The 21419-nt window shown below is 68.4% G+C and carries 22 protein-coding genes; 7 read left to right on the top strand and 15 right to left on the bottom strand.

Going from position 1 to position 21419, the window contains the following annotated elements; genetic code table 11:
* Window positions 1–9: 9 nt before the first annotated feature.
* From ACH5N8_RS08210 to ACH5N8_RS08170, 9 genes are all read right to left on the bottom strand, one after another.
* Window positions 10–2331 (bottom strand): MMPL family transporter, encoded by a 2322-nt coding sequence (locus tag ACH5N8_RS08210; protein WP_483280950.1) that lies wholly within the window; start codon window positions 2329–2331, stop codon window positions 10–12.
* The gene (locus ACH5N8_RS08205) at window positions 2328–2957 is read right to left on the bottom strand and encodes a LolA-related protein (RefSeq protein WP_483280949.1); all 630 of its coding nucleotides are present in this window, start codon (window positions 2955–2957) and stop codon (window positions 2328–2330) included. The genes ACH5N8_RS08210 and ACH5N8_RS08205 overlap by 4 nt, the downstream gene beginning before the upstream one ends.
* A complete protein-coding gene (locus ACH5N8_RS08200; protein WP_483280948.1) occupies window positions 2932–3828 on the bottom strand; it encodes an LpxL/LpxP family acyltransferase in 897 nt (298 codons plus the stop codon). Before ACH5N8_RS08200 ends, ACH5N8_RS08205 begins: the two co-directional genes overlap by 26 nt.
* Entirely contained in the window at window positions 3825–4118 is a 294-nt protein-coding gene (locus ACH5N8_RS08195) for an ApeI family dehydratase (RefSeq protein WP_483280947.1), read from the bottom strand. Before ACH5N8_RS08195 ends, ACH5N8_RS08200 begins: the two co-directional genes overlap by 4 nt.
* Window positions 4115–4768 (bottom strand): COG4648 family protein, encoded by a 654-nt coding sequence (locus ACH5N8_RS08190; RefSeq protein WP_483280946.1) that lies wholly within the window; start codon window positions 4766–4768, stop codon window positions 4115–4117. The genes ACH5N8_RS08195 and ACH5N8_RS08190 overlap by 4 nt, the downstream gene beginning before the upstream one ends.
* Window positions 4769–4771: 3 nt before the next feature.
* Window positions 4772–5038, bottom strand: coding sequence for a phosphopantetheine-binding protein (locus ACH5N8_RS08185; RefSeq protein ID WP_483280945.1), 267 nt, complete (start codon window positions 5036–5038; stop codon window positions 4772–4774).
* Between the two features lie 73 nt (window positions 5039–5111).
* Window positions 5112–6170 (bottom strand): chorismate transformation FkbO/Hyg5 family protein, encoded by a 1059-nt coding sequence (locus tag ACH5N8_RS08180; protein ID WP_483280944.1) that lies wholly within the window; start codon window positions 6168–6170, stop codon window positions 5112–5114.
* Window positions 6170–7447 (bottom strand): NAD(P)/FAD-dependent oxidoreductase, encoded by a 1278-nt coding sequence (locus tag ACH5N8_RS08175; RefSeq protein WP_483280943.1) that lies wholly within the window; start codon window positions 7445–7447, stop codon window positions 6170–6172. Before ACH5N8_RS08175 ends, ACH5N8_RS08180 begins: the two co-directional genes overlap by 1 nt.
* A 200-nt stretch (window positions 7448–7647) precedes the next feature.
* Window positions 7648–8409: a class I SAM-dependent methyltransferase gene (locus tag ACH5N8_RS08170; RefSeq protein WP_483280942.1), complete on the bottom strand. Its 762-nt coding sequence runs from the start codon at window positions 8407–8409 to the stop codon at window positions 7648–7650.
* A gap of 142 nt (window positions 8410–8551) precedes the next feature.
* Between ACH5N8_RS08170 and ACH5N8_RS08165 the strand changes: the two genes are divergently transcribed.
* Together ACH5N8_RS08165 and ACH5N8_RS08160 are read left to right on the top strand one after the other, a co-directional pair.
* Window positions 8552–9289, top strand: a complete 738-nt coding sequence (locus ACH5N8_RS08165; RefSeq protein WP_483280941.1) for a polysaccharide deacetylase family protein — start codon at window positions 8552–8554, stop codon at window positions 9287–9289.
* Window positions 9286–10014, top strand: a complete 729-nt coding sequence (locus ACH5N8_RS08160; RefSeq protein WP_483280940.1) for a class I SAM-dependent methyltransferase — start codon at window positions 9286–9288, stop codon at window positions 10012–10014. Before ACH5N8_RS08165 ends, ACH5N8_RS08160 begins: the two co-directional genes overlap by 4 nt.
* Here the strand turns inward: ACH5N8_RS08160 and ACH5N8_RS08155 are convergent.
* Window positions 10011–10772 carry a glycosyltransferase family 2 protein gene (locus ACH5N8_RS08155; protein WP_483280939.1) on the bottom strand — a complete coding sequence of 254 codons (762 nt, stop codon included), beginning with the start codon at window positions 10770–10772 and terminating at the stop codon, window positions 10011–10013. The two genes, ACH5N8_RS08160 and ACH5N8_RS08155, sit on opposite strands and share 4 nt — an antisense overlap.
* Entirely contained in the window at window positions 10769–11557 is a 789-nt protein-coding gene (locus ACH5N8_RS08150; RefSeq protein ID WP_483280938.1) for a lysophospholipid acyltransferase family protein, read from the bottom strand. Before ACH5N8_RS08150 ends, ACH5N8_RS08155 begins: the two co-directional genes overlap by 4 nt.
* 159 nt (window positions 11558–11716) lie before the next feature.
* Here ACH5N8_RS08150 and ACH5N8_RS08145 point away from each other — a divergent pair, with 159 nt between their 5' ends.
* Entirely contained in the window at window positions 11717–12064 is a 348-nt protein-coding gene (locus ACH5N8_RS08145; protein WP_483280937.1) for a hypothetical protein, read from the top strand.
* A 65-nt stretch (window positions 12065–12129) separates the two neighbouring features.
* On the opposite strand, the gene ACH5N8_RS08140 is transcribed toward ACH5N8_RS08145, so the two are convergent.
* The 4 genes from ACH5N8_RS08140 to ACH5N8_RS08125 all read right to left on the bottom strand — a co-directional run bounded on the left by ACH5N8_RS08140 (window position 12130) and on the right by ACH5N8_RS08125 (window position 16949).
* Window positions 12130–13332 carry an ammonium transporter gene (locus ACH5N8_RS08140; RefSeq protein ID WP_483280936.1) on the bottom strand — a complete coding sequence of 401 codons (1203 nt, stop codon included), beginning with the start codon at window positions 13330–13332 and terminating at the stop codon, window positions 12130–12132.
* A gap of 263 nt (window positions 13333–13595) precedes the next feature.
* Entirely contained in the window at window positions 13596–14486 is an 891-nt protein-coding gene (locus ACH5N8_RS08135; RefSeq protein WP_483280935.1) for a cupredoxin domain-containing protein, read from the bottom strand.
* Between the two features lie 11 nt (window positions 14487–14497).
* The gene (locus ACH5N8_RS08130; protein ID WP_483280934.1) at window positions 14498–16273 is read right to left on the bottom strand and encodes a multicopper oxidase domain-containing protein; all 1776 of its coding nucleotides are present in this window, start codon (window positions 16271–16273) and stop codon (window positions 14498–14500) included.
* 91 nt (window positions 16274–16364) lie between these two features.
* Window positions 16365–16949 (bottom strand): hypothetical protein, encoded by a 585-nt coding sequence (locus ACH5N8_RS08125; RefSeq protein ID WP_483280933.1) that lies wholly within the window; start codon window positions 16947–16949, stop codon window positions 16365–16367.
* 321 nt (window positions 16950–17270) lie between these two features.
* On the opposite strand from ACH5N8_RS08125, the gene ACH5N8_RS08120 reads away from it, so the two are divergent.
* The 4 genes from ACH5N8_RS08120 to ACH5N8_RS08105 are packed head-to-tail and all read left to right on the top strand — an operon-like array spanning window position 17271 to window position 21418.
* On the top strand, window positions 17271–18128 hold the full coding sequence (locus tag ACH5N8_RS08120; protein ID WP_483280932.1) for a tetratricopeptide repeat protein: 858 nt from the start codon (window positions 17271–17273) through the stop codon (window positions 18126–18128).
* Window positions 18129–20066 carry a DNA repair helicase YoaA gene (gene yoaA / locus ACH5N8_RS08115; RefSeq protein WP_483280931.1) on the top strand — a complete coding sequence of 646 codons (1938 nt, stop codon included), beginning with the start codon at window positions 18129–18131 and terminating at the stop codon, window positions 20064–20066. It begins immediately after the preceding gene.
* Window positions 20063–20788: a tRNA (adenosine(37)-N6)-threonylcarbamoyltransferase complex dimerization subunit type 1 TsaB gene (gene tsaB, locus ACH5N8_RS08110; protein ID WP_483280930.1), complete on the top strand. Its 726-nt coding sequence runs from the start codon at window positions 20063–20065 to the stop codon at window positions 20786–20788. The genes yoaA and tsaB overlap by 4 nt, the downstream gene beginning before the upstream one ends.
* Window positions 20789–20797: 9 nt before the next feature.
* Window positions 20798–21418 carry an L-threonylcarbamoyladenylate synthase gene (locus ACH5N8_RS08105; protein WP_460026238.1) on the top strand — a complete coding sequence of 207 codons (621 nt, stop codon included), beginning with the start codon at window positions 20798–20800 and terminating at the stop codon, window positions 21416–21418.
* The last annotated feature ends 1 nt before the right edge of the window (window position 21419 follow it).

The following is a 21419-nucleotide window of genomic DNA, read 5'->3' as shown; positions in this document are numbered from 1 at the left end:
AAGGCTCGATTATCGCGGAACCCGGTGCCGTTGCGCCAGCAGCGCGGCGAAGCCGATGGCGAGGATGGCGCCCACGGCCACGGTGGTGCCGATGGCCTGCAGGATGTTGACCCGCGACAGCGCCAGGGTGCCGAAGGCCAGCACGGCGCTGGCGCTGCAAACCAGCAGCGACAGCAGCGTGCGCCGTCGCTGCTCGGGATCGGCTGCGTCCTGGTTGAAGAACAGCGCCTGGTCCAGGCTGAGCCCCATGACCAGCAGCAGGGAAACCAGATGATAGAGATTCAGGCCCCGGAAGCCGATCGCCATGATCAGGCCGGTGCAGAGGCCCGCCAGCAGCACCGGTGCGATCACCCTGAGGCTCTCCCTCAGGCTGCGCAGGCCGGCGGCGAGCAGCAGAACGATGGCGATCAGGCTCCCGGCCAGCAGTCGCAGGGCCTCCTGGCGGTAATCACGCATCAGCCGGGTCGATTCGGCGCGCAGGTCGAGCAGGCGGACATCCGCCCGGTCCAGGGCGGCGATGCGGTCGGCCAGGGCGGATGGGTCGGCGATCCGCGCCAGCGGCAGCAGCGCCGCCCAGGATGCGCCGACCGGCAGCAGCAGACCGTCGAGACGGTCGGCGAGGGGCGTCCCGGCCAGTTCGTGCCGCGTTGCCGGCCCGGCCAGCCGGGCTGCCGCCGCCTCGCGCAGGAAGGGTGCGAAGGCATCGTTTCGGAAGGGCAGGCCGGCAAGCGCCTGGCGCAGCCGGGCCGCGAGGATTTCCGGGGCGGGGATCGCCGCCAGCCGCTCGGCCTGCCGCGCGGCGCTGGGCAGATAGCGTCCGGGCGCGTCGTAGTCGCCCAGCACGCCATCCGCCCGGAGGCGATCCAGCACCGGCGTCAGCGCTTCGGAGCCACGCAGGGCGGCTTCGGCGCTCGCCGCGGCCACGACCAGCAGCTGGCGCAGATCCTGCGCGCCGAAATCCCGCTGCAAGGCCTCGTCCTGGCGCAGGCGCTCCAGCGGTACCGGGTTCATCACGGCGATGTCGTCGTTCCAGAGCGGCCGGTCCAGCGACACGAAAGCGAGCCCGGCCACGGCGGTCAGGCCGGCCGGCAGCCAGCGCAGGGCGGGAGGGGCGCCCGGGCGCCGCGACGGCAACCCCCGTTCCACCCAGGCCGGCAGCCGGACCTGCGCCGCCGACAGCGCCGGCAGCACCCCGCGCGTCGACAGCCCGGCACCCAGCAGTCCGGCGCCGGCAAAGACGGCCAGCTGCGCCAGACCGACGAAGCCGGAGAACAGCATGGCGGCAAAGCCGGCGATGTTGGTCAGCAGCCCCAGGCGCAGCGTGGGCCAGATGCGGCGCATGGCGCCGGCGGGGGTTTCCCGCGGCGAGAGATGCGTGAAGTAGTGATTGGGATAGTCCGCCGCGACGCCGACCAGGGTGGCGCCGAAACCGAGGGTGATGCCGTGCACGCCGCCAAAGGCGAGGCTGGTGACGGTGGCGCCGCTGACCAGGCCGGTGGCCAGCGGCAGCAGGCTCAGGCCCAGCACCCGGGCCGAGCGGTAGACGGCGCCCATCAGCAGCAGCACCAGCAGGCCGTTGACGAGGGACAGCCGGCCCGCATCGGCGGTGATCTCCGCATTCGCCTCGACGCCCAGGGCACCGGGTCCGCCGAGGGTCAGCGTCAGGCGGGCCGCCTCGGGCTGGGCACCGAAGGCCATGCGCACGGCCTCCTGGGCGACCGCCTGGGCCTCGAGATCGAAGCCCGAGGCGCGGGTTCTCGCCAGCACCAGCGCCCGCTGGCCGTCGCCGGATACCCACACGCCCTGTTCCAGCGCCGGACCGGTCGCGGGCAGCCAGGTGGTCAGCAGCGCCATCCAGGTCCCGGTCGGGTCGCGCGGCAGCCAGTTCTTCTCCAGCCAGCCGGCCGGAGACGCCAGCTCCCCGAGGCGCTGCTCCAGGCTGGCGCGCAGGGACGGGCCATCGAAATGATCGGGCGCCATGGCCGGACTGAGGGCGTAGCGGTAGCGGAACAGCCGTGTCTCCAGCCCGGCCAGGCTGCGTGGATCGGGTCCGTTGAGCACCGTCTCGAACATCGGCAGGGGCCGCAGGGCTTCCACGATCCGGCGGCTGGCATGGATGCGGTCGGCTTGCGTACCGCCGCCGATGGCGATCAGCAGCATGCGCGAGGCCGGTCCCTCGCGCATCTGCTGCACCAGGATGCTGTCGAGCAGGGTCGGCGTGCGGGGCAGGAAGAAGGTCAGGTCGGTCGAGACCGGCGTCCGCAGCCACAGCCATCCGAGGCCGAAGCCCAGCCAGGCCAGCCAGATCAGGATGGGCAGCCGCCGCCTCATCGCAAGGGCTGGAAACCGAGCTGCGAACGGTCGCCGTTCGCCTCCTCCAGCGTCATGCGCAGCAGGCGGTCCTGCTCGCCTTCCAGGCGGACGCTGCGCACCACGGCGCCCAGTTCCGCCCGCGCCGGTGTCAGCGTCAGCTGCCAGCGCCGCCACGACCCGCCGAGGCTGGGTTGCCAGTAGCGCCGCAGCGCCTCGATATCGCCGGCGAGGGGCGCGCGCAGGCTCTCGGCGAAGGCCTGCAGGGGCGGGTAGTCCTGGAGGTTCAGGGTGAGATCGGCGCCCTGGCCGGGCTTGCGCACCGTCACCACGCCATCGTCGATCAGGTAGTGCTCCTCGGCAGGCTGTTCCACATGCTTGGCGAGGTGGTCGGGCGGGCGGAATTCCAGGGTGCCTTCGAGCCTGAGCGGCTGGGTCAGGAGGGCAAGCGTCCGGGTCTCGACGAAATGCACGCGGATTGCTGCGCGAGCCGCGAGGCGCGCCAGCAGGCTTTCCAGCGTGGGAACGGGACCGGGCTCGGCCGCGGCGACCCAGGTGGACAGGGCCGCGAGGCAGAGCCCCGCCAGCCGCCGCCGGCGCCAGGGCGGGAGAGGTTTCGCCTCAGGCTTCGCGCTGCCAGATGTCATGGAAGTTGAACCAGTTCCAGGGTGCCCGGCGGGCATGGTGCTCCAGCCGGTCCGCGTAATGCTGCATCGTGGCCTGGGCGGCCGCCTCCCGCTGGCGGCGGGGCAGGGGATGAAACGGAGCCAGGTCCTCGAACACCACGATATAGCGTCCCCAGCCCTCGTGCAGGCAGAAGAACAGCACCATGGGGAGTTCCAGGGCCTGGGCCAGCATGAACGGCGTCTGCGGCAGATCGATGGGCTCGCCGAAGAAGCGGCAGCCGGCACGGCGGTCGCCGGCGAGGCAGCGATCGCCCAGCAGGGCCAGCATGCCGCCCTGGCGAATCAGCGGGACCAGCTCCAGCAGGGCGCCCGGCTGGTTCATGGGCACGATGTCCTCGTACAGGGACGGGTTGATCGAGCGGTAGAGCCGGGTGATCTGCGGGGTGGCCTCGGTATCCATCAGCACCTTGACGCGCAGCCCCAAGCGGCTGCGGCCCAGGGCACGGATGATTTCGAAGCTGCCCAGGTGCGAGCCGACCAGCAGGCAGGCACTGCCCGTGTTCGTGAAGCGCTCCAGGACCTCCAGCCCCTGCACGCGAATGCTCAGGCGATGGTCCTGGCCGGCGAGCACGAACAGCCGGTCGAGCAGGGTGCAGGCAAATGTGTGGTAGAGGCGGAAGAGATCGCGCCAGCCGGGCTCCCGCGCCAGGGCGCGGCGGAGAAAACGCCGGGCGGCCGGCAGGGTGGCGTTGCGCACCAGCAGGAAGTAGGCCGTGATCGGATACAGCAGGCCGCGCGCCAAGGGCCGCCCCAGATGCAGGGCGATCCAGGCGATGGTGCGCAGCCAGAAGGCATTGCTGCGCTCCGGCAGGCTTTGCCAGGCCGTGCTCATGGCCTGGTTTGCAGCAGACCCGTGGCGATCCGGCGATCGTCGGCGACGCAGTCGAAGCAGAGGCCCCGGGCGCTGCTCGTGAAGCGGATCTCGGCGCGCCTGCCCGGTTCGAGTGGGGCGACGAACTTGGCCTGGACGACGCCGGTGACCGGAGCGGCCGGATGGTGCCGTGCCGCGGCCGAAAGCACCTCGGCGAGGATCACCGCGGCCGGCACGACTGGCCGGCCGGGAAAGTGTCCGGGCAGGGCGGGGTGAGCAGCATCAATGGTGAAGCCGGGGGGCGTGCTCATCGCGGGGTCTCCATGACCCGTCCCGGGCTCTGCCAGCCATGCTGCAGCAGGGTGGCCAGCAGGCGGTGCAGCGGGGTATGCGGGTAGGCGCGAAGCCGGTGGCGCCGGTACAGGTTCTCGACGATGAAGAATGCCGCCATGAGCAGCATGTTCAGGGTATTGGCGAACAGCCAGACCGTTTTCGGCGTGGCCAGCCAGGCCAGCAGCACGGAACTGAGCGCCAGCGCCAGGAAGAACAGGGCCCAGGCCGCCGTCAGCCGGCGGGTATAGACCCGCAGCTCGGCCGGCAGGCCATGGGGTTCCTGGCGGGCCAGCCGCGCGATGCGGGTGATCAGGGGTTCCTGGCCGGCTGCCAGGGTCATCTGGAACATCCGCGCCAGCAGCAGGTTGACGACGGCCGGGATCAGCGCCAGCGTCGTGGCCGGCGCGCGCCAGAATCCCAGCAGGGTGACGGCCAGGCCCGCCAGGGTCAGCCCCAGCCGCAAGGCCAGGGAGCCGCGGGTGCCGAGTCCCAGGAACAGGCCCACGGCCAGCAGGCCATCGGGCAGGCCCAGCCAGTCCGGCGGCAGCGGGCTGTAGCGCAGCAACAGGTAGGAAACCAGCGGAAATCCCGCGATCAGGAGCACGCTGGTCCGGGTCTTGCGCGTCATTGATCAGGTCGTCCGCCGATGCGAGACCGCCTCGGCGAGGGCGGCAAGCGAGGAGAACATGCGGTTCACCTCGGGATCGTCCGATTTGATCAGGAACCCATAGCGCTTGGAGATGACCACCGACAGTTCGAGCAGGTCGATGGAATCCAGGCCCAGCCCCTCCTGGTACAGGGGCGCGGCAGGGTCGATCGCCGCCGGGGCGATGTCGAGGTTGAGCGTATCGACCATGAGTTGGGCCAGTTCGGCTTCCAGTGCGTTCGGTGATGACATGCGATCGATCCTTGGAAAGATGGGATACAGGGGCAAGCCGCGGCCTTGGCCACCGGCTTGCCGGAGGGCGGACCTACAGATCCACGACGCCTTCGATCTCGAGCAGCAGGTCGGCGCGGCAGATGTCGCCCGCGACATAGAGGCAGGGACTCGCGGGATCCAGCAGGGTGCCGAGCTGTTCGCGGATCGGCTCCAGTTGCCGCGGGTGCCGCAGGTAGATCTTCCAGCGCGCCCGCTCGCCCAGCCGGTCGAGGCGGTCCGCGCCGGCGGCTGCCAGCAGGGCCTGCAGGTTGTCGGCGGTCGTCCGGCATTGCAGCGCCGGATCGCCCGTGCCGTGGCTCCGGTGACCGAGGATGCTGGCGGTTCCCGAGATGAACAGCCGGTCCTGCCGGGGTGTGGTGAAGCGGATCGCGCGCGAGAAGGAGGGGCTGCGGGGGCCGTATGCCGGCGGATAGCGGAAGGCGCTGACCTGGCGGGGGTTCTCGATCTGGGCGAAGATGCCGCGCCCGGCCAGGAAGGCGATCCAGAGGTCGCCGCCGTGCGTGCCGACCGCGCTGGCGGCGGGCAGATCCGCATCCAGGCGGTAACCCGCGGCGGACAGCGCCTCGTAACGGCCGAGGCAGAAGCGGCGGTAGCGCTCCAGTCCCGCCTGCTCCCCGTTGATGTCCGGGAAAAAGTTCCAGACCCGGAAGATCGGCCCGGTTCCATGCTCCCGCGTCAGCCGGACGATGTCGAGATAGGCGTCGTGGGCGGCGCGGTCCGGCTCCCCGGCGGGGCAGCGGACGACGCCGAACATCAGTCCGTCCCGATAGGCATAGCGGAGACCATGCCGCTGGCCGTAATGGACCGGCTGATCGGTGAACCAGACCTCCCGGCCGGGCGCACCGGCGAGTACCGGCATGGCCACGCGGCAGGCGGGCACCTCAACGACCGGCGCCGGTCCCGGACCGTCATGGTCGCCGTCCCCGCCATGCTGGAGCACGCCGAGCACATATTGCCCGGGTGCCTGGACGAGCGGGCCGTCCGCCGGCCGGTAGGCCTGGCCGAGACTCGGCGTCGCGCTGCGACGGCCGGCCGGCCGGGCGATCGGTCCGCGAAGGTCGGGGATGGCGAAACTGGGCCGCGCCGGCATCAGCGGGTTACTGCCGGCATGACGCCCCAGCGGATGAGCAGACTTCTCGCGTGATAGATCAGGCGGAACGCCAGCAGCGGACCGCGCAGGCGGGTGCCCCGGAACAGGTCGCCGGCCAGGACCGAGACGACCGCTTGCCGCACCCGGAAAAGGTTCTCGGGATTCATGAACAGGTCGCGGATGGCGGGGGTGGTGATGCGATAGATGAACCAGGAGAAGACGCCCAGCCCCTTGCGGACCTCGCGCTCGAAGCGGGCCAGCCGCTGCCTGGCGCTGGCCGGTTGCCGCAGGATGCCGTCGACGGCCTCGGCCGCCAGGAAGGCGCTGTTGAGGGCCAGGTGCACGCCGCTGGAGAAGACCGGGTCGATGAAGGCATAGGCGTCGCCAGCCAGGAGAAAATTCTTGCCGGTCATCCGCCGGGACTGATAGGAGTAATTGCCCGTCGCCGTCACCTCGCCGGCCAGGCTGGCGTTGGCGAGGCGCCGGCTGACGCCCGGGCAGAGGGCGATGGTGTCGAACAGGAACTGTTCCACCGGCACGCTGCGCCGTTTCAGATACTCCGGCTTGCAGACCGCGCCGACGCTCATGGTGCCGTCCTTCAGCGGGATCATCCAGAACCAGCCGTGATCGAACCAGTGGATGCAGATGTTGCCCTCGGCCTGTCCCTGCGCGCGCTCGGCGCCCTCGAAGTGGGCGTACAGCGCCGCGCTGCGATGGCGGGCATTGCGCTCCTTGAGTGCCAGGAAATCGGCCAGGAAGGTATCGCGGCCGGTGGCGTCGACATAGAACCGGGCCTGCCAGCGGGCGCGTTCGCCGGTCTCGTCGACCGCGGTCACCGCGCGGATTTCGCCGTCGGCGATCGCCGCCGTGTCGACCCGCCAGCCCTCGTGCACCTCGGCCCCCTGGCGGCCGGCATTGCGCAGCAGCACATGGTCGAACTCGGCGCGGCGCACCTGGTAGGCATAGGGATAATCGGGCCGCAGCGCCTCGCCGAAGCTGAAGGTCATGCTCTTGCCGTGGTAGACGGAGTGGAACTCCGCCGCGTACTTGCGCAGACCGATGGCCTCGATCTCCTCCAGAACGCCGAGCTCGGCGAGGAAGGGCAGGCTCAGCGGCAGCAGGCTCTCGCCGATATGGAAGCGCGGGTGGCGATCCTTCTCCAGGATCACGGCATGCCAGCCGCGTCTGGCCAGCAACGCGGCCACCGCTGCGCCGGCCGGTCCGCCGCCCATGATCAGTACGTCGCAGTGGCGGGATGAAACGGTATCCGCGTTCAAGATCATCGCTCGTTTGACGGGGGATTCGCGTTCCCGCATGTCGTGGGTTGTCTACGCCGCCATGCGGCAACCCGTGCGGGCCACTCCGAGTATAACAAAGGCTTGGGCGCGACAACGTTGCCGCCGCGGGACGATCGGGAGGGCCGGGCCGGGTGGCCCGGGTGGCGGGCGATCGCATCCCCGGCCGGGCGCGGGCACGGTCAGGCCGATGGCTTGACGGCCCTGTATTCACTGAAGATGCCGGCTTCGACATGCCGATCCGGCATCTCGAAACCGGCCTGGCGCAGGGCCGCCAGCACGCAGGCGGGCTCCACCATGCGATCCAGCGTCTCCCAGTAGTATTCCATCAACTGGCGGGCTTGCCGGCTGCCGGTGACGATGCCGGTCAGGCGCGGCATCAGATCGCGGAAATACAGGCGTGCCAGCCGGTATGCCGTGTTACCCTCGGGCCTGGTGATATCCATGATCAGCAGGCGTCCGCCGGGCCTGAGGATGCGGGCGAACTCGCCGAACGCCATGTCCAGGCTTTCGACGTGGCGCAGGGCGAAGCCCATGCTGAGCAGGTCGAACGTCGCGTCGGCCAGGGGGACGGCATCGGCCCCGGCCTGCACATGCCGGGCGGCGGGAAGCCGCCGCCGGGATTCCCGCAGCATGCCGCCGCTCGGGTCCACGCAGGTGACCAGCGCGGGATCGCCGGCCAGTGCGGCGGCCGCCCGGGCGGTGATGCCGGTGCCGGCGGCGATGTCCGCCACCCGCATGCCGGGCCGCAGCCCGGCCCGCGCCAGCGCCTGGCGGCGATACCAGCCGCCGGTACCGAGAAATCCCCAGCTGGCGATGCGTTCATAATGTTTGGCCGAGTCGTCGAAGACACGCCGCAGGAACGCCTGTTTCTCGCCGAGGTCGCTGAAATGCGGATGCAGGGCGGGGTGGGGAACTTGGGGTTTTTCCGGGGCCACGGGCATGCACGCAGGTGAGGGAGGGGGAGTGACGCAACAAGGTTCGCAATATGTTACCGGGGTTCGCCGAGAGCCTGTCGCGCTCGCCGCAAGACCCTGGCGGCCGGCGGGCTTCATCGCGGGCTCCCTGGCCCTACACGCGGGCGCCGTGATCGTATCCGGCCTCGACGGCGGGCTCTGGCCCTGGTGCGCCGGCGCGGTCGCCCTGGATCAGGCGCTCATTTCGGCCGCGGGCATGTGGCCCAGAAGCCGCCTGCTGGGGCCGAACTGGACCCGGCTGCCGACCGCCGCCGCGGCCCGGGGCGACATCGCCATCACCCTCGACGACGGCCCCGATCCGGACGTCACGCCGGCCGTGCTGGACGTGCTGGAGGCCGCGGGCGCGCGCGCCAGTTTCTTCTGCATCGGCGAGCAGGCGCGGCGATATCCCGCCCTGTGCCGTGCGATGGTCGCGCGTGGCCACAGCGTGGAGAACCACAGCCATCGCCACCGGCTCGGCTTTGCCCTGTCCGGCTATCGGGGGTTCGTCGCGGAGGTGGGCGCGGCGCAGGCCACGCTGGCCGACATCACCGGCCAGGCGCCGCGGTTCTTCCGGGCGCCGTTCGGTATCCGCAACCCCCTGCTGGAGCCGGCCCTGTGCCGGTTTGGCCTGCAACTGGCCAGCTGGACCCGGCGCGCCTTCGACACGCGCGAAGGCGCGCCCGCCGAAGTCAGCCGGCGTCTGCTGCGGGGCCTGGCGGCGGGCGACATCCTGCTCCTGCATGACGGCAACGCCGCGCGTACCCCGGCGGGTCGCCCGGTCATCCTCGAAGCCCTGCCGCAGGTTCTGGCGGCAGCGCGGGCGGCGGGCCTGCGGCCGGTCAGCCTGCCGCAAACCCTGGCATGAGGGCGCAGCTGCCCGATGCGTTCCGCCAGACGCTGGTCCGGTCGGCGGCCGAGGCCTATCGCCCGGCCGGCCTCTATGCGCGGCATTTCGCCCAGGGCAAGCTGGCCGGCGATCCGATCTTCTCCGCCCTGCTGGAGCAGGCGCTGATTCCCGACCGGGCGCGGGTGCTGGATCTCGGTTGCGGGCAGGGTCTCCTGGCTGCCTGGCTGCGGGCGGCGCGGGAACGCAGGGATGCCGGCGACTGGCCTGCCGGCCTGCCGGCGCCGCCATCCCTGCGCGGCTACCGGGGCATCGACGCCCTGCGGGTCGACATCCAGCGCGCGCGGATGGCGCTCGGCCCCAGGGCTGCATTCGAATGCGGCGATCTGCTCGACCTGCCGTGGCCAGCGGCGGATGTGGTGGTGCTCTTCGACGTGCTCCACTATCTCGATGCCGAGGCGCAGCCGCGGCTGCTCGAACGCATCCGGTACGGGCTGCCGGCCGATGGCCGCCTGCTGCTGCGGGTCGGCGATCGGGCTGCCGGCCTCGGCCAGCGGCGCGCCAACCTGGTCGATCATACCGTTGCCTGGCTGCGCGGCTATGGCCGGCGGCGCTTCAGCTGCCGAACCCGGCAGGCCTGGGATGCGCTGCTGCGGCAGGCGGGATTCACGCCGGAAGCGCAGCCCATGAGCAGCGGCACCCCTTTCGCGAATGTGCTGTTCGTGGCGCGCCCCTGCCGGGACTAGGCTCGCTCCGACAGCCACCGGATCAGCAGGCCGGGCAGCCGCAGGAGAGACTCCAGCACCAGGCGGACATGCATGAAGGTGAGCAGCAGGTTGTCGCGCCCGTAGTGGAAATGCGATACGCCGCCTTCCGCGGCGCTCAGGTAGCGTACCGGCGCCGGCAGGTTGATGGCCGGCACGCCATGCCAGCACAGGCGAACGGCAGCCTCGGGGTCGAAATCGAAGCGCCGCATCCAGGGCTGGCGGGACATGATCCTCAGCAGCGGTTGTACCGGATAGACGCGAAAACCGAACAGGGAATCGCCGATTCCGGACCAGAGTGTCTCGATATTGGCCCAGAGGTTGGAAATCCTGCGCCCGCGGACACGCACCCTCGGCGCCTGCTCGTCGAAGACCGGCAGACCCAGGATCATGGCCTCGGGGCGCCGCCGCGAAGCGGCCATGAACTCGGGGATCAGTGCCACCGGATGCTGGCCGTCGGCGTCCAGGGTCAATGCGTGCGTGTATCCCGCCGCTGCCGCTTCCTCAAGACCGGCCAGCACGGCGGCGCCCTTGCCGCGGTTCCCGGGCAGTTGCAGCAGGCGCAGGCCGCTGTCCTTGGCGATCCGGGCCGCCAGCAGTTCGGTGGAGCCATCGGTGCTGCCGTCGGCAACGACCCACACCGGATTCCAGTACTGGCGGGCGGCGTCGACCGTCTCGAGGAGCTTGCGCCCGGGGTTGTAGCTCGGGATCAGCACCAGATGGGTGGTGGACGCTTTCATGGGTTGGCGGAACAGATGGACAGGGATTCGGTGGCCGGCTCCGGGGAAACCGGCCGGAGTTCGGACTCGAAATGCCGCTGCAGCGTGCCGGTGAAGGCGCGTACCTCTCCGGGGGGCGGGAACCGCTGTCCCAGCCGCACGTGCACCACGATCGGCAGGCTCGGGCGCCGCAGCAGCGGCCAGTGTTTGCCGAGGAATGGCACATTCATCTCGATGAGCAGGGTCTGGATGGGCGCTCCCGCCCGGCGCGCGATCAGCGCCGGGCTGCTGCGCAGGGGGTCGACCGGTGGTCGCGAGGTGCGCGTGCCCTCCGGAAACAGCAGCAGATGACGGCCTTCGCGCAGCTCGCGGACGGCCAGGCGAATCATGTCATGGCACCGATGGTTGGGAATGTAGCCGGCCAGCCGGGCACCGGCACCCAGCAGGGCATGGTCGAGCAGCGGAGCCTTGACGATGCAGCCGATGTCGGGAATGCGCGAGAAGATCAGGACGGCGTCCAGCAGGCTGGGGTGGTTGGGGGCGATGATCGTCGCCGGTTGCCGGGTCAGGTTGTCGAGCGCCGCAAGATCGACCTTGACCCAGTTCAGGGCACCGAGGACGTGGAGGTAGCCCCGGAACGCGAGGCTGATGACCCGCCGTCCGAGTGCGCGCCCGTGGCGTTCCGGCAGCAGCATCTTCAGTATCAGGGCCAGCGGCGACCACAGCAGGCAGGCGACGCCCAGCATGCCCAGCCCGGTCGCCAGCGCCAGGGTCTCGTGCAGCGATTTGAGCGCGGAGCGGGGCATGCCGTGGGGGTGAATCCGATGCTGTTGGAAACGGCTAGTGTGAGAGAGTCGTCCGTATTCGGCAACCGGCACGGAGGGCCCCGGCGGCTGCCGCCGGAATCTCTCATTCTGGGGCAAGGTTGTTACAATCGCTGTTTTACCTTGACGAGGAGCGCAAGCATGACCCAGGCATCCAGCTCAGCCCTGTTCTTTACCTACAAGGGCGGTGAATTCCAGCCCGCCGACGTCACCCGCTATTTCGGCGGCAAGGTCAGGCATCCCGACGATGTGGTCGAGGCCATCCTGGCCGAAGGCTACGAGCCGATGACGCGCCGGGAAGTCGATGCCGGGGAAGTCACCTTTTCTCTCTGGGAAGGGCCAGGACATCAGTGCGTGGTGCGGATCACCTCCCAGGGTGTCGCGCCGCATATCGTGTATCTGGACGGTCTCCTGAACTGGTTGCAGTTCCAGGGTAGCGTCCTCAGCCCGGCGATCCAGCTGGCCAGGCTGGTGCACGGCGACGCCTGAGTGTCTCGCCGATGGTATCGCGACCCTGTGGCAGCGGCGTGCCGCAGGGTCGGGGCCGATACCTCCTACCAGCCGGACTCCTTCTCCGGACTGGCGCTGATCCGGTGGATGGTCAGGTCGGCACCGGTGAACTCCTCCTCTGGATCCAGCCGTAATCCGAAAAGGCGCTGCAACACGCCATAGATCAGAAAGCCGCCGGTCAGGGCGACAACGATGGCCAGTCCCGTGCCCAGCAACTGGGACATGAAGGCGACCTTGCCGAGCCCTCCCAGCGAGGGCTGCCCCAGCAGGCCGGCCGCCAGGCCGCCCAGCGCGCCGCACAGGCCATGCAGGGGCCACACGCCGAGTACGTCGTCGATCTTCCAGCGGTTCTGCGTCAGGGTGAACATGCCGACGAACAGCCCGCCGGCACAGAGACCCAGCACCAGGGCGCCGGCCGGGTGCATGATGTCGGAGCCCGCACAGACGGCCACCAACCCCGCCAGCGGGCCGTTGTGGACAAAGCCCGGGTCGTTGCGGCCCGCCAGCAACGCCGCCAGCGTGCCGCCGGCCATCGCCATGAGAGAGTTGATGGCCACCAGGCCGCTGATGGCATGCAAGGTCTGCGCCGACATGACGTTGAAGCCGAACCAGCCCACGGTCAATATCCAGGCGCCCAGTGCCAGGAAGGGAATGCTGGATGGCGGATGGGCCGACATGCCGCCGTTGCGGTGGTAGCGTCCCCGGCGCGGCCCCATGAGCAACACGGCGGTGAGCGCGACCCAGCCGCCCAGTGCATGCACCACAACGGAGCCGGCAAAATCGTGGAAGGGGGCGCCGAAAGTCTTTTCCAGCCAGGCCTGGGCACCGAAATGGTTGTTCCAGGCGATACCCTCGAAGAACGGGTAAACCAGGCCAACCAGCAGGAAGGTCGCGGCGATCTGCGGGTTGAAGCGCGCGCGTTCGGCGATGCCGCCCGAAATGATGGCGGGTATCGCCGCGGCGAAGGTCAGCAGGAAGAAGAACTTGACCAGCGCGTAGCCATGGTCGGCCGTCAATTGGGTGGCAGCATGGTAGAACTGCACCCCATAGGCCAGGTAATAGCCGACGAAGAAGTAGGCGATGGTCGATACGGCAAAATCCGCCAGGATCTTGACCAGCGCGTTGACCTGATTCTTGCGGCGGACGGTGCCGAGTTCCAGGAAGGCAAACCCGGAGTGCATGGCCAGCACCATGATGGCGCCGAGCAGCACAAACAGCACGTCCTGACTTTGGTTGACGTTATCCATTGCATGACCTCATCAAGGGGATCGCGAGAGGCAAGCAAGGTTCAGGCCAGGTCATTACTGGTGCGAGCGGCCTGATAACGGGGCGCTCCGGTCCCGTGGGACTTGCCGCATCACCGAAATGGTGCGGCATGCCCCGGAATGGATGCGAGCGATGTTTGCGCCAGCGCTGGATGCTCCAGACATGAAAAGGCCGCCGGATGACGTCATGTCACCCCGACGGCCAATCGCCGGCTTCTCCGGAAGCCGGGCAGCAGGGAACCCGGCTACTTCTTGTGCACGCCGCCGATCAGGGTGGTAAGAAAGCCGATCAGCCTGTCCAGCCAGGAGCGGCTGCCATCCACCAGGCAGGTGGCGACCTCCTGCCCCGACATGCCGGCAAAGCGCCGACGATAGTAGCCGATACCCAGGGGGGTACCCACGATGCCGAGTACCAAGCCCAGCAGGAACGTGCCATTGCTGGACGACGTTGGTGTGGCGCTGTTGCCGGCGGACACGCCCGCCGCCGGTGCGCCGGCCGGTGCGGGTGGCGGCAGCTTGACCGAGTCGGGAACCTTGGGGCCATAGTCGTCGGGAACCACGAAATCGGTGATGCCCGGGATGCTGGGGAAGGGCGTGCTGCCCTTGCCAACGATCAACTGGCCCTTCATGCCCTTTTCCATATGCTGGGCAATGTCGCAATGGACCAGATAGGTCCTGTCCTCGGCGGGCAGGATCAGGGTGCCGGATATCTTCGCCGGGCCGGTCATCTCCAGATGGAACATGCCCTTGTCGTAGATGAACTTGGGCAGGCCATGCATCATCCACTGATGGCGGATGTGGTCCTCGTTGATGAAGTTCACGGTCAGGCGGGTACACGGCTTGACACGCCATTCATGGGTATCGAAACCGAACATGGTGCCGGGATAATCCTTTGCATACTTGTGGCCGGCGCGCACGGTGATCGACACGTCCTCGCTCACCCGTGAACAGCCGGGCGGCAGGGTGTCCTTGTTCTGCCCCATGACCATGCCGCCTTCCATGTCCATGAGATGGCCGCCGCCATGGTCCATGAGCATCTTGTGCTCGGCGAAGGTCTCGGTCTTTTCGGCGGCCTGACCCAGCGACGCGGTCAACAAGAGGCCGGCGCCAACAAACTTCAGGGATTGGTTAAGCATCGCTATCCACCTCATTGCTTGTGCTTGGCCAGGAAAGGCAGCTGGCCCAGTCGTGCCATGACCTTTGCGCGGTTCAGGTAGAGGACATAAGCCGCCATGCCGAGCAGCAGGCCGGAGAACAGGCCGCCGCCATTGCCGGCGGGGGCGACGGGAGCGGTCCCGCCACTGGCGGAAGGTCCGGCGGCAGGCGCTGCCTGCGGCGGCAGCAACTCGTTGCCGGCGTTGATGCCGGGCTTGGTATCCATGGTGCCGGCCGGTGCGCCCAGGGGGCTCCAGTCCTCCATGTGATCCTGCCAGACGGGGATCTTGCGCTGCCAGAACTCCCGGGTGAAGTAGGGCTTCAGATCCATGCCGTGGCTCTTGGGGGTGCCGTTCTCGTCCACGTAATCCTTGTAGGCGACCAGACTGATGCTGCCGCCTTCGCCCATGCCGTCGGTGGTGAAGGCCTTCTCGGTATGGTCATGGAACATCCACAGACCGGAGCCGAAGCTGTGCAGGCCATCATCGGTGGTGTTGAGCGCCAGGTCCAGACGCTGCGCCGGCGTCAAGCTGTAGACATCGCGCGTGACCTGGGCGGCGGGATTCACCGGCACACCGTCGTAATCGGTCTCGGTAGCCTTGTGTCCATGAATGTGCAGGCCCATCGGTTCGGTATGGCCATTCAGGATGCGAATCTTCACCTTCTCGCTGGGATTGACGGTGATCAGCGACTCGCGCAGGGTGTAGGGGAAGGCTCGTCCATTGAGCAGGTAGTAGTCATCCGTGGCGTCGGTCATGTCGTATTCCTGGTTCATCTTCTTGGCCACCAGGCGCACGTCGTTGGCCGACTGCGGGATCGAATGCAGTTCCTTGTCCACCGACTGGTAGTGCAGGTCGTATTCCTGCTTGTATTTTTCCAGTACCGCCACCGAGGGATGCCGCACCTGGCCGGCGCCGATGTTGAAGACCTGCGGCCAGTTGTTCGGGCGGTTTTCCTCGACGATGAACATGCCCGCCAGGCCCATCGCGATGTGGGTATGCGGCTGCACGTGGCAGTGGTAGTACATGGTGCCGGCCTGCCGCGGGCGGATCACGTAGGTCTTGCTCTGGCCGGGCATGATGTCCATCTCGCTGGTCTGGCCCACGCCATCATTGCCTTCGCCGGCATGATCCATGAAGGGATGATCCACGCCATGCAGGTGGATGGAGTGCGGGAAATAGTGCGAGTTCTCGACCACCAGCCAGACCACGTCACCCTGCTCGACGCGGATGGGCGGGGAGGGCATGCGCAGCAAGGGGTTGGCCTCGGCGCTGGCAAAGCTGCGGGTCGACATGTCGCGGCTCTTGGGGGTGAAGACCCAGAAGCTCGGCTGGATGCCCGGGGCGATGTCGAAGGTGGGGACCACGCCCGGGAAGTCGGGCGAGTGGCCGTTGACCTCCATGATTTCGAGCTTGATGATGTAATGGTCGGGATCGCCATCCTTGTCGATATCGTTGCTCAGGGTCAGGGTATCGGCGGCGACATTTGAGGTATCCATGAGGGTTTCCATGGATATGTTGTTCGTGCCCTTGACGAAGGCGGCGATGTCGTTCGGGTTGTCCGGATTGCAGGAGCGCGATTCCTGTATCTGCACCCCTTCCACCACCTGCGCCTGTCGCCATTCGGGTGGCGCGCCGCTGTTGCAGAAAGGCTCGGCCTGACCCGCTTCAACCTTGGCCGTGGGGGGCGCCTTGAAGACGGCGGCCGAAGGCAGGGGCAGCGTTACGAGCAGTGAAGCCGTGAGGGTAGCGAGCGTTAGTCTGGACATGGCGGTTAACCGTGGTTGGTAAAACGCCAGGACAGGGTTTCCCCCATCCTGGCGCCGGGATACCGGCCCGTGGCAACGGGCCGGTCAACGATCAGGCCTGCTTCTTGGAGATCAGCTTGTCGACCGCGTTCTTGAAGCCGGCGTTGGACAGGTAGAAGATGTAGCCGCCCGCCACCAGCAGGGTCAGGACGACGATGAGGGTGCTGGTCGGAATACCGCTGGCGCCCGCGCCGACGGCCAGGCCGATGTGCTCATCCACCTTCTGGCCTTCGTTCACCAGGGTGATGTGCACGCGGTACTTGCCCGCCTCGGTGAAGTTCACGATGGAGTTGAAGGTGCCGTTCGGGTGCGTGCTGGGCGGCTGGTAGAAGACCCGGGTGCCTTCCGGCTCCTTGGTGATCTCGAACTCGACCGTCATGTTGCGGAGCGCCTTGCCCTCGTAGTCAAAGACGACAGTGGTGGGGCCAGTCTCGGGAATCGCGTTGCAGTATTCGGTGGTGCCGGTCAGCTGCGGCTGGTAAGCGGTAAAGTGCACCAGGTGAGAGCCAATCTGGACCCGGCACTGGTCGGTGTCGACGCTGGCGCCGCCATGGGACCAGGCGGAGAGTGGAAGAAGGCTGGCAGCCAGGAATCCCAGGGCGGCCAGGCTGTTTTTCATGACCTTGATGTTGCGCATGTTCTGTTCCCTCACTCGATCGTGACAGATCGATTGTTATAGTGTGAATGGCTCGGGCTGGATGCTAAGGACGGGGGTTGTGGGCCGCGTGTCATTAGATACAGTCTCTGCGAATATACCGAAGCGCCCTGCCTTGCACAACAAAGCGACCGATCAATCGCCAATCCCTGATCCCGAAATTTCGCGTCCGGCAAGAACATTCCGCCGGACATTCGGAGCCCATGGACAGGCCATGGCGGTAAAAGTTCAGGGGGGCTCCGCGCGTCGCCGGGCAAGGGTTTCCTGCGGCGGGAGCGGGAATTTCCGGTATGCTTTCCGGCCATGATCACTCCTGTCCCGAGCGTATCGCCAGCGCGAAACCGGAGCGGCCTGCCGCAAGGCCATCCAGCCGCTTCGCTCGGCATTGACCAGCGGTTTCGCTGCCTCGTCCTGTTGCCGGCGCTCTTGCTGGCAGGCTGCGCCGGCATCGGCGGACAGCGTTCGGCGCCGGCCCCGATAGTCGAGCCGGTCCGCTTGCCCGAACCGGCACCGGCCGTCACGCCGCAGCCGGCGGCGACCGAATCCATGCCGACCCCCACGATCACCCCGCTGCCGAGTTCGCGACCGCCCCTGCTCGAGGAAAGCCTGCCCTCGGAGTCCGCGCCGCGGGAGATCTTGCCGGGCTACTCGTCCTCCCCCTATGGGGTGAACCCGATCCCCGAATCGCTGCCGCCGGTGGAAACCGCCGAGCCCGTCCCCTATGGACCGCCCGAGGACGCAACGCCGCCCGCGGCCGCGGAGCCGGTCTGGCCATCCGCCGCCAGCGAGCCGGTCTCGCCCGCGCTGACGCCACCGCCGGCACCCAGGCTGTTTGCCATGAACGCACCGCCCGCGGTGGTCGCGCTGCAGGGCGACATCGAGAGCCAGTTCCGCTCCGGTGGCTACGCCGATGCGGCCGCGTCGCTGGAGCGCGCCATCCGCATCCAGCCCAAGAACCCGGAACTCTGGCATGTGCTCGCGGACGTGCGGCTGCGGCAGCAGCAGCCCGGGCTGGCCGAGGATCTGGCGAGGAAATCCAACCTTCTCGCCAGGGACAATGCCGAACTCGTCCGCGGCAACTGGCGCATCATCGGTGAGGCCTGCCGCCTCAAGGGCGATGCCAGCTGCGCGGCCGAGGCCATGGACAAGGCCCGCTACTAGGTGCGACCCGATCTCGCGGCGGTTCTCGGCCTGGGCGGGACGCTGGCCAGCGCGTTGCCGGGTTTCCGGCTGCGCCCGGCCCAGTCCGCGATGGCGGTGGCGGTGGCGGAGACCGTCGAAGCGGGCGGCTGCCTGGTGGCCGAGGCCGGCACCGGGACCGGCAAGACCCTCGCCTATCTCGTGCCGGCGTTCCTGTCCGGTAAAAGAACCCTCATCTCGACGGCCACCAAGACGTTGCAGGACCAGTTGGTGGCCAAGGACCTGCCCATGGTGCGCCGTGTGCTCGGGCAGCCCCTGCGCATCGCGTTGCTCAAGGGACGTTCCAACTACCTGTGCCTGTACCGGCTCGAACATGTGCTGGGATTCCGCGCCGGTCACGGCAGCCAGGAAGCCAGCCATCTGGGGGCGATACGCCGCTGGGCCCGCCGGACCCAGACCGGCGACATCGGCGAGGCGGTCGAGGTGCCCGAACAGAGCCCCCTGTGGCCGGCGGCGACCTCGACGGTGGACAACTGCCTGGGACAGGACTGCCCCCACTATGCCGACTGCCATCTGGTCAGGGCGCGCGCCCGGGCACGCGAGGCCGACATCCTGGTCGTCAATCACCACCTGCTGTGGGCGGACTGGACGCTGCGCAACGAAGGCTTCGGCGAGCTGTTGCCGGCCGCCGATACCGTCATCATCGACGAGGCTCACCAGTTCCTCGAATCGGCCGCCCAGTTCCTGGGGCTCTCGATCAGCTCGCGCCAGCTGCATGAACTGGCCAGCGACATCGGCGTGGAACGCCTGCGCGACGCCCCGGACGCCCAGACCCTGGCCGAGGAGGCGGAACGGCTCGAACGCCTGGTGGACGATGCGCGACTGGCGCTGGGACTGGAGGCGCGCCGCGATGCCTGGCAGGCGGTGGCGCAGGATACCGAGCTTGCCGAGGCGCTGGCGGCCGTTTGCCGGCAGTTGCTGACGCTCGCGGAACTGCTGCAACCGCTGGCGGTGCGGGGCAAGGGACTGGAGTCCTGCCGGCAGCGCTGCCGGGAACTCGACCAGCGCCTGCAGCTGTTCTTCGACGGCGAGGCGGAAAACCAGGTGCGCTGGTTCGAGACGCGCAAGCGAGGCTTCACCCTCAACCGGACGCCGCTGGCATTCGCCGAGGAATTCGGCCGTTTCCGCGGCACCTCCAGGGCCGCCTGGATTTTTACCTCCGCGACCCTGACGGTGAACGGGCGATTCGATCATTTCACCCGGCAACTGGGCCTGTACGACGCCCGCTGCGAGGCCTGGGAGAGTCCTTTCGACTACCGTAACCGCTGCCTGCTCTATCTGCCGCAGGGCATGCCCGGTCCTGCCGCGCCGGACTACACGGCCAGGGTCGTCGAGGCCAGCCTGCCGGTGTTGGCCGCCAGCCAGGGCAGGGCCTTCATGCTGTTCACCTCGCATCAGGCCCTGGCCGAGGCGGCTGCCCGGCTGGCGACGGCGGTCGACTATCCTCTGTTCGTCCAGGGAACACAGCCGAAATCGCGCCTGCTGGAAGCCTTCAAGCGCGCCGGCAACGGCGTGCTGCTCGGTACCGCCACCTTCTGGGAAGGCGTCGACGTGCCGGGCCCCAGCCTGTCCTGCGTCATCATCGACAAGCTGCCGTTCGCGGCGCCCAGCGATCCGGTGCTGGCTGCCCGGCTGGACAGCCTGCGCCGTGCCGGCCTGAATCCGTTCGCCTGCCATCAGCTGCCGGCCGCGACCATCGCCCTGAAGCAGGGCGTCGGGCGGCTGATTCGCGACCACGAGGACCGCGGTGTGCTGATGCTTTGTGATCCCCGCCTGCTTGCCAAACCTTATGGGAAAACCTTCTTGAACAGCCTGCCGCCCTTGCCCCGGAGCCGTTCCCTCGATGACGTCACCGCCTTCTTCGCCCACGAACACGCCATTCCGGCGGCCGCCCCATGAAGGTGCTGGCCATTGAGACGGCGACGGAGGCCTGCTCGGCGGCCCTCCTGATCGGCGACAGCCTGCATGAGCGGTACCAGCTGGCTCCCCGCGAACACAACCGGCTGATCCTGCCGATGATCGAGGCGCTGCTGGCGGAGGCCGATTGCCCGGCCCGCTCGCTGGACCTGATCGCCTTCGGCCGTGGACCGGGGTCCTTCACCGGGGTTCGCATGGCCGCCGGGGTTACCCAGGGCCTGGCGCTGGGGCTGGACCTGCCGGTGATCGGGATCTCGACGCTGGCGGCCCTGGCCTTCGACGCCCTGGCCCGTTATCCGGCCCTGACGCGCGCCTATCCCTGCCTCGATGCCCGCATGCACGAGGTCTACTGGGCGGTCTACGATCGTGATGCCGACGGCTATCCGCAGCTGGCCGGGCAGGAGCGCGTCTGTCCCGCCGCTACCGTGACGGTTCCGCCTGGCATGGCCGGCATCGGTATCGGCAGCGGCTGGTCCACCTATGCGGATATCCTGTCCCGGAAGGCCGAAGGCTGCCTGGCGGCGGTCCTCTCCGACCGGTTCCCGGGCGCCGGCGCGGTGGCGCGGCTGGCCGCCCGACGCTTTCCCCGGGAGGGCGGTGTGCCGGCGGAGCTGGCGCTGCCGGTCTACCTGCGTGATGATGTCGCCCGCAAGCCGGCCGTGGCCGGCACGCGCCCGGACGGATCGCCCGGATCGCTGGTGTAGAATGCGGCCATGGCACAGTTCTTCCAGATACATCCCAAGGACCCGCAGGCCCGGCTCATCCGCCGCACGGTGGACATCGTCCGTGACGGCGGCATCATCGTCTATCCGACCGATTCCTCCTATGCGCTGGGTTGCCGGATGGACAACAAGGAAGGGCTGGAACGCATCCGCCGCATCCGGCGGCTGGAGGAAGACCACAACTTCACGCTGGTCTGCATCGACATCTCGCAGGTCTCGACGTTCGCGCGCATCACCAACGAGAGCTTCCGGCTGATCAAGTCCCTGACACCGGGCCCGTTCACCTTCATCCTCGGCGCCACCCGGGAAACTCCCAAACGGCTGCAGCACTCCAAGCGCAAGACGATCGGCATACGGCTGCCCGACGATCCCATAACCGAGGCGATCGCCAGGGAGCTGGCCGAGCCCCTGTTCAGCTCGACATTGATCCTGCCCGGCGAGGACGCGGCCATGACCGACCCGGAGGAGATACGCGACCGCCTGGAGCGGGAGGTGGATCTGATCATCGACGCCGGCGTGGTGGCCTACCAGCCCACCACCATCATCGGTTTTACCGGTGACCGGCCGGAGATATTGCGGCAAGGCAAGGGCATCGTCGAATCGCTGCGTTAAC

This window comes from Methyloparacoccus sp. NF-16, from assembly GCF_056880625.1.
The sequence above is the reverse complement of the archived record's forward strand: the minus strand, read 5'-3'. Positions and strand labels throughout refer to the sequence as shown.

Coding starts and splice junctions, on each gene's coding strand:
- ACH5N8_RS08130 (WP_483280934.1), bottom strand. CDS start 16,273: ATGTCCAGACTAACGCTCGCTACCCTCACGGCTTCACTGCTCGTAACG.
- ACH5N8_RS08195 (WP_483280947.1), bottom strand. CDS start 4,118: ATGAGCACGCCCCCCGGCTTCACCATTGATGCTGCTCACCCCGCCCTG.
- ACH5N8_RS08205 (WP_483280949.1), bottom strand. CDS start 2,957: ATGACATCTGGCAGCGCGAAGCCTGAGGCGAAACCTCTCCCGCCCTGG.
- ACH5N8_RS08180 (WP_483280944.1), bottom strand. CDS start 6,170: ATGCCGGCGCGGCCCAGTTTCGCCATCCCCGACCTTCGCGGACCGATC.
- ACH5N8_RS08185 (WP_483280945.1), bottom strand. CDS start 5,038: ATGTCATCACCGAACGCACTGGAAGCCGAACTGGCCCAACTCATGGTC.
- ACH5N8_RS08210 (WP_483280950.1), bottom strand. CDS start 2,331: ATGAGGCGGCGGCTGCCCATCCTGATCTGGCTGGCCTGGCTGGGCTTC.
- ACH5N8_RS08160 (WP_483280940.1), top strand. CDS start 9,286: ATGAGGGCGCAGCTGCCCGATGCGTTCCGCCAGACGCTGGTCCGGTCG.
- tsaB (WP_483280930.1), top strand. CDS start 20,063: ATGAAGGTGCTGGCCATTGAGACGGCGACGGAGGCCTGCTCGGCGGCC.
- ACH5N8_RS08140 (WP_483280936.1), bottom strand. CDS start 13,332: ATGGATAACGTCAACCAAAGTCAGGACGTGCTGTTTGTGCTGCTCGGC.
- ACH5N8_RS08190 (WP_483280946.1), bottom strand. CDS start 4,768: ATGACGCGCAAGACCCGGACCAGCGTGCTCCTGATCGCGGGATTTCCG.
- ACH5N8_RS08120 (WP_483280932.1), top strand. CDS start 17,271: ATGATCACTCCTGTCCCGAGCGTATCGCCAGCGCGAAACCGGAGCGGC.
- ACH5N8_RS08170 (WP_483280942.1), bottom strand. CDS start 8,409: ATGCCCGTGGCCCCGGAAAAACCCCAAGTTCCCCACCCCGCCCTGCAT.
- ACH5N8_RS08150 (WP_483280938.1), bottom strand. CDS start 11,557: ATGCCCCGCTCCGCGCTCAAATCGCTGCACGAGACCCTGGCGCTGGCG.
- ACH5N8_RS08155 (WP_483280939.1), bottom strand. CDS start 10,772: ATGAAAGCGTCCACCACCCATCTGGTGCTGATCCCGAGCTACAACCCC.
- ACH5N8_RS08105 (WP_460026238.1), top strand. CDS start 20,798: ATGGCACAGTTCTTCCAGATACATCCCAAGGACCCGCAGGCCCGGCTC.
- ACH5N8_RS08135 (WP_483280935.1), bottom strand. CDS start 14,486: ATGCTTAACCAATCCCTGAAGTTTGTTGGCGCCGGCCTCTTGTTGACC.
- ACH5N8_RS08200 (WP_483280948.1), bottom strand. CDS start 3,828: ATGAGCACGGCCTGGCAAAGCCTGCCGGAGCGCAGCAATGCCTTCTGG.
- ACH5N8_RS08125 (WP_483280933.1), bottom strand. CDS start 16,949: ATGCGCAACATCAAGGTCATGAAAAACAGCCTGGCCGCCCTGGGATTC.
- ACH5N8_RS08145 (WP_483280937.1), top strand. CDS start 11,717: ATGACCCAGGCATCCAGCTCAGCCCTGTTCTTTACCTACAAGGGCGGT.